At 63.0% G+C, this 587-nt stretch carries 1 protein-coding gene; it reads right to left on the reverse strand.

Going from position 1 to position 587, the window contains the following annotated elements; translation table 11 throughout:
- Positions 1–583, reverse strand: a 583-nt coding sequence (locus AC1DT3_RS23645) for an ABC transporter ATP-binding protein (protein WP_477467581.1), incomplete at its 3' end; no start/stop codon positions are given.
- Between the last annotated feature and the right edge of the window lie 4 nt (positions 584–587).

Below are 587 nucleotides of genomic sequence, written 5' to 3' on the forward strand. Positions count from 1 at the left end.
GGATCTGGCTCTGGATCGTGACATCGAGCGCGGTCGTCGGCTCGTCGGCGATGATCAGGTCCGGATTGTTCAAAAGCGCCGTCGCTATTGCAACCCGCTGGCGCATGCCGCCGGAAAACTCGTGCGGATATTGCTTTAAGCGAGTCTCCGGCGATGAAATGCCGACGCGCGCCAAGGCCCGTGCGGCCTCATTGTGAGCGTCCTGCCTGCTGCAATCGCGATGCTCGAGGATCGCCTCGCACATCTGATCGCCGATGCTGAGCACCGGATTGAGTGTCATCAGCGGGTCCTGGAAGATCATCGCGATGCGATCACCGCGCAGGCTGCGCAGTCGCTCTTCGGAGGCTCGCCGCAGATCCTCGCCCTTGAAGAGAACGTCTCCAGCGACGACCTCGCCCGGCGGATCGATGAGCTGGACCAGTGAGAAACCGGTCACGGATTTGCCGGATCCCGACTCGCCGACGAGTCCCAGCACCTCTCCTGGCTGCACGACGAGATCGACTCCCTCGACAGCGGGCCAAGCCCCGTCGAGAGCGTGAAACACCGTCTTGAGACCGCGAACTTCCAGCAACGGCGCCGTCATGAGC

This window comes from Microvirga sp. P4_G7 (assembly GCF_056401005.1).